The following is a 12,037-nucleotide window of genomic DNA, read 5'->3' on the forward strand; positions in this document are numbered from 1 at the left end:
GGCCTAGACGCCGGCGAAGCGCCCCGCCGCGCGGCCGGCTATGCGCCCGAAGACCGCGCCGGCCATCATCCCGCCGCCGGAGGGGTAGTTCCAGGCCCACAGTCCCCCGACCATTTCGCCGGCTGCGTAAAGGCCGGGAATCGGCCTGTCCAGGGTGTGCAGCACTTCGCCCTCGGATGAGATTTGCAGACCCCCGTAGCAAAAGGTCATACCGCAGGTGACCGCGTAACCCTCGAACGGTGGCGAATCGATCGGCAGCGCCCAGTTGCACCGCGGCGGATCGATGTTCGCCGCCGCCTTGCCGTCGGGCCTGAACGCATCGAATTCACCCGGCTGGACGGCGGCGTTGTACTCGCGAAGAGTTGCGACAAAGGATTCGACGTCGCGAATACCTAGTCCGCGCCCCAGCGCTTCCAGCGAACCGGCCCTGACGACCTCGGCGTCTTGGTAGCGCTCCAGAAGGCCCATGTCGCGGTGCTTGGCGTCGAATACCTGGAAGGCCTTCGCCTCCGGCTGGGCCAGGATCGCGCGTCCCATCCTGGCGTAAGTGAGCCCGCGCCAGGTCGCGCCCTCGTCGACGAAGCGCCGGCCGTCGAGATTGACCATCACCGAATACGGATATGCGTAGCGGCTCCAGTAGTCGCCGGCAACCCCGGGTCCGGGTAGATCGTAGGCCGGCCGATTGAAATCTTGCGGCGAGGCGTGGCAGGTTGTCCAGGAGCCGTACGGCAACGCGCCGATTCCCAGCGCCATCAGCAGGCCGTCGCCGGTGTTGTAGGGAACCCCGCGCAGCTTGACCGAGTCCCAGCCCGTTCCCAGGTACCGGGCGCGCATTTCGGGACTTGATTCAAAGCTTCCGCAGGCCAGCACCACCGCGACGGCGTGGTAGGTGTGGAATCCCGACGGGCGCAGGACCCGAACGCCGGTCACGATTCCCCGCGAGTCCTGAATGAGCTCGGTCGCCCGGGCCTCGTAGTGGATCTCGATCCCCCGCCGCCGGCCGGCCGCGAACCAACGTTCGAGCAGGTTGTAGCCGCCGCCGGCAAAGGAGACCGCGTTGGCCGAGAGCGGGTTCTTGAACGTCGGTTCCCATTCGTGACCCAGGCCGCGCATCCACTCAACGGTCGGGTGGGCCTGCCGCACGAGCGTGCCGGCCAGGGCCTTGTCGCTGAGGCCTTCGGTCACCGACATGATGTCGTCCCAGTACTCCTGCTCGCTGTAGCCGGCGATCTGCTCGCGCATTTCGCCCTCTTCACTTGCGGACAAGTCCGGAATCAGGGGCAAAAGATCATCCACCCCCGAATACGGGAATCGCATCTGGATGGTCAAAGCGCTGTTGCCGCCGCGGTGAGTCCGCGGGGCTTTTTCAAGGACGACCACTTCCGCCCCCGTTTCGCGGGCGGCCACCGCCGCGGCCATGGCCGCGTTGCCGGCGCCTACCACGACCACCTGGGTGCGAATCTCCCGATCGGTCATCGGCTCAATCTGTCGGACCCGGCAACGCGCACCTCAGAAATGTATCCCGGATTCCACCGACTCAATATATGGGCCAGTTCGCGCATCGAGGCGGCGCGCTTCGATCCGGTCGCAAGTCGCCGGGAAGGGCGGGCCGCCGACGGGGTCGTTTCGGCCGGTATTACCCGCGGCCTCCGGTAACCGAAAGTTAGGGACGAAGCATCAAGTGCCAGAACCGGATGCCAGGACGCGGCGTCCGGACCGGAATCGGCGGCTTGAAATTCCCGGGAGCGGGCACCATGAGCATTACCGGCAGCCACCTAATCGCCCGTGCCCTGAAACGGGAAGGCGTCCGTACCGTATTCACCCTGGCGGGCGACCACATCCTGCCGGTCCTGGACGTGATGGAGGATTTCGATTTTCAATTCATCGACGGCCGTCACGAACAGGCCGTCGTGCACATGGCCGACGCGTGGGCGCGGATCAACAACCAGGTCGGAGTGTGCATGGTTACCACCCCGGGTCACGCCAACGCGCTGCCGGGCCTGGTTCACGCGATGGCCACCGAAGCGCCGGTGCTCAACATAAGCGGCTCCGACAAGCTCTCCAACTACGACCGCGGGATGATGCAGGAGATCGACCAGGTCGGGATGGCCAAGGCGACCTGCAAGGCCGCCTGGCTGGTGCGCGACCCCGATCGCCTACCCGAGTACATATCGATGGCAATCCGGACCGCTCTCTCCGGCCGTCGCGGCCCGGTGCACCTGACCATTCCGATCGACGTTCAGGAGGCGGTGGTCGACGAGGATTCCATTCATTTGCCGGATCCGGCGACCTCGCGCCGTTCAGGGCCTTCGGTCACCAACCGCGATCAGGTCCGCCGGGCGGTCCAATTGCTGCACCGTTCGCAGCGGCCAATGGTCGTTGCTTCGAATCCAGCCGGTTACGAGGACGCTGCCTCCGAGTCCTTGCAGCGGTTTCTGGAGTTGACTCGCATCCCGCTGTTTACCGAAGGGACGGCGCGGGGAATAGTCGCCGACGACCACCCTGACTGCTTCGGTTTCTTCGATCTCGGCCTGAACAGGGCGGCGGCCATGATTCGCGACGCCGACGCGGTGCTGATGCTGGGCAAAAAATTCGACTATTCGATCGGGTATGCCCTGCCTCCAGTCATAGCGGCGGACGCGACCGTGATCCAGGTGGATCCGGCGCCGGAGCAGATCGGACGCAACCGGGAAGCCGCGGTCGGGATCGTGGGCGACGTGGCCGGCGTGGTCGATCAACTTGCCGAAGAAGCCTCCGCGCACAGCTGGCCCGAGCGCCCCTGGTTGCAATCCCTGCATGCCCGGCTGGCGGAACAGGCCGAATGGGCGGAACGGGTTGCAGACCCGGGCCCGCCGATGCATCCGCTGTTCGTGCTCAAACGCCTGGAGCGCGTCCTGCGGCCGGACGATGTCTTGGTTTTCGACGGCGGCGATTTCTGCCATTTCGCCAAGCTCAACTTGCCGGCCCGCGCCAGGAGCTGGTGGTCGTTGCCCGATCTCGGCATGCTCGGATCGGCCATGCCGACCGCGATCGCCGCCAAGGCTTCGCGGCCCAACGCGCGAGTCGTCCTGATCACCGGCGACGGCAGCTTCGGTTTCAACGGGATGGAATTCGACACGGCGGTCCGCCACGGATTGGAAATCGTGACCGTGCTGGGAAACGACTCGGCGTGGGGGATCGACCGCCAGATCCAGCTCGCCGCCTACGGGCGCGCGGTCGCGACCGACCTGCTGCCTTCCCGCTACGACCTGGTCGCCGAGGGGCTCGGCGGCCATGGCGAATTCGTTCAGCGTCCGGACGAACTGGAACCGGCCCTGGAGCGCGCGTTCGGAGCCGGCAGACCGGCCCTAGTGAACGTGTTGACCCGGCGCGTGTCGAGCCCAAGAGGGGAGCGAGCCATCGCCCGGCGCAAGGCGGGCGATTAGATTCAATTCCGCGCCTAGGCTAACCGGCGCGCCGTTTGATGCTCGCGGGAGGACGCTTGGCGGTTAACCAGCGTGCGGCCGATTCCGGCCCGATTAGCGAATCCGGGCGGATAACCAGCCTCGATCTAATTCGCGGCGTTGCGGTGCTCGGGATCCTGCTCATGAATGCGGTCGCGTTCAAATTCGACTGGCCCGGGTATCTGAACCTGAGCGCCGCCGGGTCGGAGTCGGCCCTGGACTGGGCGGTAGGCATCTCCGGCGAAATATTCGTCGATCAGAAGTTCATGGGATTGTTCTCCCTGCTCTTCGGGGCCGGGATGATCCTCTTCGTTGACCGGGCCGCGAGCAGAGGTAGGCGGGCGCTCGTTTTGTACCTGTGGCGAAACGCGCTGCTGCTGGCCATCGGCCTTCTCCACTTCGCCCTCTGGGAAGGCGACATCCTCATGGTCTATGCGGTCTGCTCGGTTTTCCTGATCGTGGCGCGAAAGCTGCGCAATTGGATCCTGGTAGCGGCCGGGGTATCGGCCTTTGCGCTATCGGTCCCCTTGGCGCTGCTGGCCCAGGCGTACGCGGATTCATCCGGCATGTCTTTGGCGGGCATCTGGACCCCGGGCAGCTCCTCCGAGAACGAAGATCTCGCCGGACTCGCACTGCTGGCCTATTTCCCGCGGGCGCTCGGAATGATGCTGTTGGGCGCGGGAATCTACCGAGCCGGTTTCCTCAGCGGTGAATGGCCGGTCGCCAGGTACCGGGCAGCGGCCGCGCTGGGGCTGACCATCGGCCTAGGGTTGGCCACACTCGGGGTCGTGGTCACCGCCGCCAACGACTATGGACCCGGCGTGGCGTTTGTCGGCCAAGTCCCGAACACGGTCGGCACGATACCGGCGTCCTTGGGCTATCTGAGCCTTATCGTTCTGTGGAACAATGGCGCGGATTCGCGGCCGAAGCGACTATTGCGCGCCGTCGGCCGACTCGCGCTGACGAACTACTTGGCGCAATCGGTCCTCGGCGTACTCGTCCTAACCTATTGGCTCGGGGATTCCGACGAGGTCAATCGGACCGCGATCCTGGTATTCGTGGCGGGGGTTTGGGTCCTGCAGATCTGGTGGTCGCAGCTGTGGCTGAGCCACTTCCGGTACGGACCCGCCGAATGGCTGTGGCGGTGCGCCACCTACCGGAATCTGCAACCAATCCGCCGGAATCCGCGGCAGGCCGGCGACTAGTCGCCGGCGCCAGAAAAAACCGGCCGCGGGGAGTTGCGCAATTCCAATTGCGAAATACCCGATGGCCCCGATCGCTGCAGGGACCGCCCGCATACGGCGCCTGATCGGCCGGTTTCCCACCCGGCGGCGCTGGACCGGCCCGCAATGACCGGCACCGGCGGCACCGGCCGGGGTGTTTCAATTGGCATAGGGCATTGCAAGGAAAGGACGGGGACGATGCCGAAATTCTTGTTCAGCGCCGGCTACACAACGGCCGGAATCGAAGGGCTGCAGCGTGAAGGCGGGACCGGCCGCAAAGCAATGTTCTCCGCCATGATCGAGAAGTTGGGCGGCAGCCTCGAAGCGTTCTACTACGCATTCGGGCCGGACGATCTGATCATGATCGCCGATCTACCCGACGACGAGTCAGCGGTGGCGATGTCGATGGAGGTCGCCAAGGCAGGCGCTATCGGGATTCGAACGGTGGTATTGGTTTCGCCCGAGACCCTGGACCGAGCCGGAAACATCGAGGTCGATTACCGAGTGCCTGGCGCCTAGGGGGTCGCGCTTCGCCGGGGGCGCGCATTCGGCCGCAACCTCGTCTTGCGTGATGCGGTCGCGGCCGGATAGGCGTACGCGCAAAATCTGGCCGGGGCGCACTGTAGCACCGAAAATTGCCTGCATCCGATGATTCCGGGTGACCGTTGGCGCCCTGATGTAGGCCCCGCACCGCAACTGGAAGTTGTCAGGCAAGACGCATGATCCGGCGAAATGGCCTCAGCCGAAGAAGGCGCGAATTAGGTGTGCGTCTGGCGGTGCTGCTGGGATTGGCCGCGCTGCTTTTGGCCGCGCAACCTCTGGCCGCCCAGGACTGCTCCTTTCAATTGGGATTCAAGGCCCTGCGCGACCTGATTCCGGACGTGGTCGGCGAGTGCCTCGAGAACGAGCACCACGATCCGGAAACGGGACTGACCCAACAGGCAACCAGCAACGGCCTGCTCACCTGGCGCAAAGCCGACAACTGGACCGGATTCTTCGATCATCGACACACTTGGGTCCGCGGCCCCGCCGGGGTCCGGCCATGGCCAAATGACGAGTACTTCCCTTGGGAAGCGTGGGACCCACCAGACCGATCGTTGCGTCGAATCACCCTCGACCAACTGCTGAACGCCGAATACCGGCTGCCGTTGCTGGGCGGAGAGGACACCCCGATCCGGCTGGCAGACGGCGAGGCCTCGATCGCGTCCGAACGGGAGCCGAGCGTCCGGGAATATGCGGGTGTCATCGCGGACACCGTTGCTTTCAGCGATCTGAACGGCGACGGTTACACCGATGCCGCGATCGTCGCCTTCACCTCCGGGGGCGGAAGCGGGACGTTCATCCATCTGGTCGCGTTCCTCGACCGCGGCGGAGAACCGGTGCAGGCGGCGCGCGCCTTTCTGGGCGACCGCGTGCGGGTTGAACGCCTTGCCGCCGCACGCGGCGGAATCGTCGCCGATACCGTTTCGCATGGCCCGGGCGACGGGCTCTGTTGCCCGAGTTTGTCGGTTGCCCGCAGGTATTTGCTCCGCGGAGACCGGCTGATTTCGCGGCAGGCTTTGGTGATCGGCGCGCCGCTCCCGGGAGAGTCGGTAGCAAGCGGAATCCAGGTCCGCGGCACTGCGAGCACGACTCCTGGCTCTGGTTCACTCACCTATCTCGTTTACGATGCCCGCGGAGGAGTGATCGGCACCGGAACAATCCCGGTCGCAGAAGGGTCGGAGTCGGACTACCCGACGACGTTCGCCGCGCCGATCGAATTCTTCGCCGCCAGAGATGAGCCGGGACGAATCGAAATCATAGACCCTGCCGTGGCGAGGGGAATGGAACCGGCCCGCACGAGCGTCGGGGTGATCCTGCAGGCCGCCCCGCTTACCGACGGAAGGGAACGCCGCGAACCCGTCTCCGAACTGGTCCTGGAGCTCCCGGCAAGCGGCTCGACTGTTTTCGGCTCCCTGGAATTGCGAGGCCGGATCAGCTCGCTGCCGTTTGAGAAGAATCTCTCGTACCGGCTTTACGACCGGGCCGGAGCAAACGTCGGCGAAGGCTACATAACTGTGCAGGGCGAATTCGGCGGGCCGGGCACATTCGCAAAGTCAGTCGAATTGCCGGAAATCATTGCACCAAGATTCATTCGCGTCGAGATCAGGGAGGAAAGCCCCGTAGATGGCGCGCTTATCGTCAGTGCTTCCGCCGAGTTTTACTTTGCCGGCAGCGCTTGACCGGTGCGGCGAGCCCTGACCTTGCCAGAGTCAGCACCGTTAGCAGCAACAGTCATTGCGCCACCCCCGATCGGAAAACGAACTTAGGTCGGTCACGGTGGCCGGCCGGACCCGGTAAATTGACGTGGCGTTGACCGGAGGCCAACCGGGCAGGCCCTTTCTCACCGCCGAATGGCGTGATCTGGCCATCGTCAATTTCGAAGTCGACCCCGAAATGCTGGAGCGATTCGTCCCGAATGGGACCGAGCTCAGCCTGTGGCGGGGCCGGTGCTTCGTCAGCCTCGTAGCCTTCCGGTTCCTGAACACTCGCCTCCTGGGCGTCCCGGTGCCGTTTCATCGGGATTTCGAAGAAATGAATCTTCGCTTTTACGTAAGCCGCACGGTCGGCGGCGAATTGCGAAGAGGGGTCGTGTTCGTTAAGGAAATAGTCCCCAAGCGGGCTGTGACTCTGGTCGCGCGAGCGGTCTACAACGAGAACTATCACACCTTGCCGATGCGTCACGAGGTCGGTTCAGGATTTGCCCGCTATGAATGGCGTATGGGCGGGCAATGGGGCAACCTGTCCGTTCAGGCGACCGGACCGGCGGAGATTCCTGATATCGATTCCAATACTTCGTTCGTTGCCGAACACCATTGGGGGTACGTGATCCAACGCGACGGCGCAACGGTGGAGTACCGCGTCGATCGGCCCCGGTGGCGGGTCGCCCCGGCATCAATCGTTTCGTGGAAGCTCGACGCTCGGTCCATGTATGGAGATGTCTTTGCCGGGTACCTTGAAAGCGTTCCGGCGTCGGTCTTCCTGGCGGAAGGGTCGGCCGTATCGGTCGGTCGCTCCAGGCGCTTGGTCTCCTAAAAAATCGCGTTCGATTCCGGCGGCGGTAACGGTCGGATCGGTCCTGAAGAACCCGGCGGTCGAGGCCGGCTAATGCTCGACAGACTGGACTATTCGGTGCGATTCCCAATGACGTGGAGGTAAACCTCCTCCAGGCTGGGTCGCGATGTATTGATCGCGGAAACCCCGGCGCTCACCAGGACTTCAAGTACCTGGCGCGAGGCCGATTCGCTTTCCAGTTCAACGCGGTGGCGGCCGTCCGGCATAAGCTTCGCGGACGCGACTCCCGGCACCGAAGCCAGTATTTGCAGCAGATCGTCCGTGCCCCCTTGGAAGTCGATCCGCTCGAATTGCGCGACCATCCGGCCCAGCGAATTCGGGGTTTCGACGGCCAGGATTTTTCCGCGATCTATCAAGGTCACGCGGTCGCAAACGGCCTCGGCCTCAGCCATATCGTGAGTGGTCAGCAGTATTGTCTTGCCCTGCGCCCGCAGGTCCGTCACCAGGCGCCGGAATTCAAGAGCGGCGACCGGGTCCATGCCGGAAGTAGGTTCATCGAGAAACAGGACCTGGGGATCCCCAACGAGTCCGCGCGCGAGGTGCAGCCGTTGCTTCATTCCCCGCGAATACCCTTCAACCAGGTGGTCGGCGCGATCGGCAAGGCCGACCATTCGCAGGAGCTCCGTCACCCGGCGTTTGGCCGTTCGCGCCGGCACCTTGTACAGTGCCGACCAGTACTCGAGGTTTTCGCGGCCGGTCAGCCGCCAGTAAACTCCGCGGTCCCCGCCCAGGACGACGCCGATCATTTGGCGGACCCGGTTCGTGTCGCGGACCACGTCGAAGCCGAGCACCGATGCGGTGCCGCTGGTGGGCAGCAACACGGTGGAAAGCACCTTTACCAGGGTCGTCTTGCCGGCGCCATTGGGGCCCAGCAAACCGTGGATCTCGCCTTCCTCGACATTCATCGATACATGGTCCAGGGCAAGCACGTCGGGGTTCGCGCCCCTGATCTTGTAAACCCTCGTCAGGTCTTTGGTCGCTACCGAAATCAAGCCTTGACCCTAACCGCGCCGCGATTCACACGAATTCAATTGAACCGTCGGCCCTTCCGGCATTCGCCATTCGATCCATCGCAATGAGGGCGAGGGTGATCCAGCCCAGCGCGACCGCCAACTCCAGGGATGCCGATATAAGCACCTGGGTGGCGGGCGCTTCATCGAACAGCAGTCGAATCGCTTGCAAACCGTGGGTAATCGGAAGAACCTGCACCACGATTTGCACCCCTTCCGGCCAGAAAGAAACCGGGACGCTGACGCCGCAAAAAGCGCGGGCGCCGATCGTTATGACCGAATGTATGAAGTTGCGTGCCCCGGGGATTCGGATGACCAGCGCCCCTAGGAACAACGAAAAACAATAGGTGCTGAGCGATGTCAACACGACGAGCGGCACCACGGCGATTGCGGCCGGCCATGGCAATGCCAGATCGAATACGATCGCCATAAACGACAACGTCAACAAGGTGGTTGCCACTCCCGCCGGCAACCAAATGGACGTGCGGCCCATCACCGCCGGCGCCAGGCTCGATGGCGCGATCACCAGCAGCGGATAGGTGCCCATCCATCGATCCCAGGCAGTGGATTGGATCGTCCAGGCGACGTTTGCGGCGCCGACCGCGACCGCATAGCCGATCAGAAGGAACCGTTCCTGGTCCGGCGATTCGAACAACCTGGCCAAGAGCGAGAAAAAGACTGCCTGGGCGATCATTTGGACCATCCAGCCGCCGAACCACGACTTCCAGCCCCAAAAACTCGTGAAGTCACGTACCCCCACGAAAAAGCCGAATCTGAATGTGCGCAGGGCGGTCAAAACACCCCCAGCCGGCCTTCGCGCCGAAGGTATCCGATCATCCGCCTGAGCAGAACTGCACCCAGGAGCGTCGAGCCGATCCCAAGTCCGGCGAGTGCCGCCAGCGCCAGGTTGGCACCCTGCGGGATCTCGGGCTGCATCGATGCCCTGAGCAGGTCCGCGGACCAGTAGAGGAATACGGCCCGGCTGATCGGCTCCAGCCAGTCGGGAAACGCCGTGACGGGTACCAAGACCCCGGAAAAAAGAAGCAGCGGGAACGTGATTGAGTTTTGAAAGGTCCTGACCTCCTCCGCGAAACAAAACACCGCCGCGGCGATCAGCGCGGTACCCGCGGACGCGATCGTGGTCAACAGGATCGCCGCAGCGAACGTGCCCGGATGATGGATCGCAATATCAATTCCAAACCCGAACCGAACGATCAGCCAGCTCTCAACGATCCCGACCATCGATATCGCGGTAATGACCAGGATTCTTGAAAAGATGACTGCCGGAAACGGCACTGGACAAATGACCGAAACCTCTAGGGTTTGATCCCTCCGCTCGCGCATGACCAGCTCGCCGGCGACGAAAGCCGCCGTCCCGACAACTCCCATCAGCATCGGAGCCACCAGCGCATAGGACGCAAGATCCTCGCGCCCGACGTGGACGAATATCGCCATGAATATCAGCGCGTAAACAGGGTGGGAAATCGCCATGAAGAGGTCCCCTATGTCGCGACGGCTCATTCGGAACTGCGCGCGCAACGAGGCGACGAACATCCACCCGAGAGCGGGTAATGGGGAGACCTTTTGGATTTGCTCGCTCAGTCGGGCTGGGTGCGGGTTACCAAAATAGGGACAGATTATCGGCGACTGGTCGTTGAATTCTTTCCGCCGTCGATGCTGTGCGGACTTCCGCCGCTACTCCCAACCGCCCGGATCGAACGCAGCCGCGATGCGCCCGGACACACGGGCCCGGATTGAATTCGCGGAAACATCGACCTCCGGCTGTAGTCCAGGCCCGTCCGCCAATTCCGATGCAATCCCTCCGGGCGGCGCCGGGACGCGTCGCCGGGCGCGCTTAGAACTCCGCCCTTGCAAGTCCGCTGCTCGGGCAAGGGTTCGGGCCAACAAGCTTCAAAACCCGGCGCGCGCCCGAACCGTGCAATTCAATAGATGCCGGGAATGATCCGGTACTGAACCCGGGCCTGGTACTCCGCCCACTTCTCGTCGCCGTATTTTTCGGCGCAGTAGTGATCGTCTTCGCGTTGACGAACCGTGAAAAGAGTTACCACGTACACGAGGTAAATCCACGACCAGGGATTGGCGAAATACCCAAAAGCCAGCACGATCGCCAGCCCCATGACGAATTCGCCGAAGTAGTTGAGGTGGCGGGCCAATCCCCAAAGCCCGCTGCACAGGATCTTGCGGTCCCCCGCCTGGATGTATTCGGGCTCGATGATCCCTAGGAATTTGCGTTCCGGCCAGCGCTTGAACGTGTATTTCTGCATGTTCGTGGCCCGTGCAATCCCATTACCGGTCAAGTACAAGACGGGCGCCGCGATGAGCCATATGAGTGCCCACGGCGAATGGAATTCCGGGCTCGGGTGGGCAGCCATGCCCCACAGCGGGAGGATGAACAACCACCCGAAGACGACCATGCCACCCCAGAACATCTTGAATCCCAGCTTTTCGTGAATCACGTCAAAGGTGTAAAGCTGGACACGCTCGAAAACAAAGTAATCCAGCACGTAGTACGTAAGGAATCCCGCGTAAAGGAATACCCCAGGGTTGAAGTCGTCACCGAATCGCTGGTAGTGATAGGCGGCCCCGGATAGGGCGTTTAGCGAAAGCATGGTGCCGCCCACGACATAGAAATACATCTTCAGGTCCACGCGGTCCCGGAAGAACGACAGCTCCCGGACCCTCCCGCTCCACAGCGCCGCCAGCAGTCCCTTCGACGATTCCGCCGGCTGGGTGAGCACCGCGATGGCGGTAAAGCTAGCGGTAAAGACTGTTCCCCCGGCCACGGCGTAAACGGAGGATCTGTAAAACCAGTCCCGGGGCATTCCGGTGAGCTCGAATCCCCACACCGCCAGAGCGATCGCAAAGACCAGGATCCCGTTCAGGCGGTACTTGCGGGTCTGCCCGGTGCGCGGATCTATGACGTAGCCGGGTACGCGTACGCCCGGCAAAACGAGCTGCGCCAGAAAAAACGCTACGAAGATCGCCAAAGGCGTGAAGAACCCGGCTGCGGCCTCCGCCGGCGAAAGCTCGAGCAGGTGGCCTATTCCGAGCCCGTCAATCACGATCACTCGCCTTACCCGAATTTAGCGGCCGTTGTGGCCAAGGCGCCCGGACTATCAACGGGCGCGAAGTTCGACCGGGATCGACCAAAATGTTGCCTGAACTCGAACGCCAGGTGAGCGATATCGAAACGCCGGGCGAATTCAATTGCATGACTTGGGCGGAC

Annotated in this window: 10 protein-coding genes; 5 read left to right on the top strand and 5 right to left on the bottom strand. The window is 63.3% G+C overall.

Translation table 11 applies throughout. The features are described from left to right. Nucleotides 1–3: 3 nt before the first annotated feature. Nucleotides 4–1,476, bottom strand: coding sequence for an FAD-dependent oxidoreductase (locus F4X41_00095; protein ID MYB15425.1), 1,473 nt, complete (start codon nucleotides 1,474–1,476; stop codon nucleotides 4–6). Between the two features lie 218 nt (nucleotides 1,477–1,694). Here F4X41_00095 and F4X41_00100 point away from each other — a divergent pair, with 218 nt between their 5' ends. From F4X41_00100 to F4X41_00120, 5 genes are all read left to right on the top strand, one after another. Continuing rightward, the gene (locus F4X41_00100; GenBank protein ID MYB15426.1) at nucleotides 1,695–3,425 is read left to right on the top strand and encodes a thiamine pyrophosphate-binding protein; all 1,731 of its coding nucleotides are present in this window, start codon (nucleotides 1,695–1,697) and stop codon (nucleotides 3,423–3,425) included. A 35-nt stretch (nucleotides 3,426–3,460) separates the two neighbouring features. Further along, a complete protein-coding gene (locus F4X41_00105) occupies nucleotides 3,461–4,648 on the top strand; it encodes a DUF418 domain-containing protein (protein ID MYB15427.1) in 1,188 nt (395 codons plus the stop codon). A 144-nt stretch (nucleotides 4,649–4,792) separates the two neighbouring features. Beyond that, on the top strand, nucleotides 4,793–5,185 hold the full coding sequence (locus tag F4X41_00110; GenBank protein ID MYB15428.1) for a GYD domain-containing protein: 393 nt from the start codon (nucleotides 4,793–4,795) through the stop codon (nucleotides 5,183–5,185). Between the two features lie 200 nt (nucleotides 5,186–5,385). Next, nucleotides 5,386–6,888, top strand: a complete 1,503-nt coding sequence (locus tag F4X41_00115) for a hypothetical protein (protein ID MYB15429.1) — start codon at nucleotides 5,386–5,388, stop codon at nucleotides 6,886–6,888. Nucleotides 6,889–7,006: 118 nt separating this feature from the next. Continuing rightward, nucleotides 7,007–7,741, top strand: coding sequence for a DUF2071 domain-containing protein (locus F4X41_00120; GenBank protein MYB15430.1), 735 nt, complete (start codon nucleotides 7,007–7,009; stop codon nucleotides 7,739–7,741). An 89-nt stretch (nucleotides 7,742–7,830) separates the two neighbouring features. On the opposite strand, the gene F4X41_00125 is transcribed toward F4X41_00120, so the two are convergent. From F4X41_00125 to F4X41_00140, 4 genes are all read right to left on the bottom strand, one after another. Further along, nucleotides 7,831–8,685 carry an ABC transporter ATP-binding protein gene (locus F4X41_00125; GenBank protein MYB15431.1) on the bottom strand — a complete coding sequence of 285 codons (855 nt, stop codon included), beginning with the start codon at nucleotides 8,683–8,685 and terminating at the stop codon, nucleotides 7,831–7,833. A 112-nt stretch (nucleotides 8,686–8,797) separates the two neighbouring features. Then, on the bottom strand, nucleotides 8,798–9,550 hold the full coding sequence (locus F4X41_00130; GenBank protein ID MYB15432.1) for an ABC transporter permease: 753 nt from the start codon (nucleotides 9,548–9,550) through the stop codon (nucleotides 8,798–8,800). A 32-nt stretch (nucleotides 9,551–9,582) separates the two neighbouring features. Next, nucleotides 9,583–10,344 (bottom strand): ABC transporter permease, encoded by a 762-nt coding sequence (locus F4X41_00135; protein MYB15433.1) that lies wholly within the window; start codon nucleotides 10,342–10,344, stop codon nucleotides 9,583–9,585. Between the two features lie 389 nt (nucleotides 10,345–10,733). Continuing rightward, nucleotides 10,734–11,894 (bottom strand): DUF1295 domain-containing protein, encoded by a 1,161-nt coding sequence (locus F4X41_00140; GenBank protein MYB15434.1) that lies wholly within the window; start codon nucleotides 11,892–11,894, stop codon nucleotides 10,734–10,736. Nucleotides 11,895–12,037: the final 143 nt, after the last annotated feature.

Source organism: Chloroflexota bacterium (genome assembly GCA_009840625.1).
Lineage (GTDB): Bacteria > Chloroflexota > UBA11872 > UBA11872 > VXNJ01 > VXNJ01.

Coding starts and splice junctions, on each gene's coding strand:
- F4X41_00095 (MYB15425.1), bottom strand. CDS start 1,476: ATGACCGATCGGGAGATTCGCACCCAGGTGGTCGTGGTAGGCGCCGGC.
- F4X41_00100 (MYB15426.1), top strand. CDS start 1,695: ATGCCAGGACGCGGCGTCCGGACCGGAATCGGCGGCTTGAAATTCCCG.
- F4X41_00110 (MYB15428.1), top strand. CDS start 4,793: ATGACCGGCACCGGCGGCACCGGCCGGGGTGTTTCAATTGGCATAGGG.
- F4X41_00115 (MYB15429.1), top strand. CDS start 5,386: ATGATCCGGCGAAATGGCCTCAGCCGAAGAAGGCGCGAATTAGGTGTG.
- F4X41_00125 (MYB15431.1), bottom strand. CDS start 8,685: ATGAATGTCGAGGAAGGCGAGATCCACGGTTTGCTGGGCCCCAATGGC.
- F4X41_00135 (MYB15433.1), bottom strand. CDS start 10,344: ATGTTCGTCGCCTCGTTGCGCGCGCAGTTCCGAATGAGCCGTCGCGAC.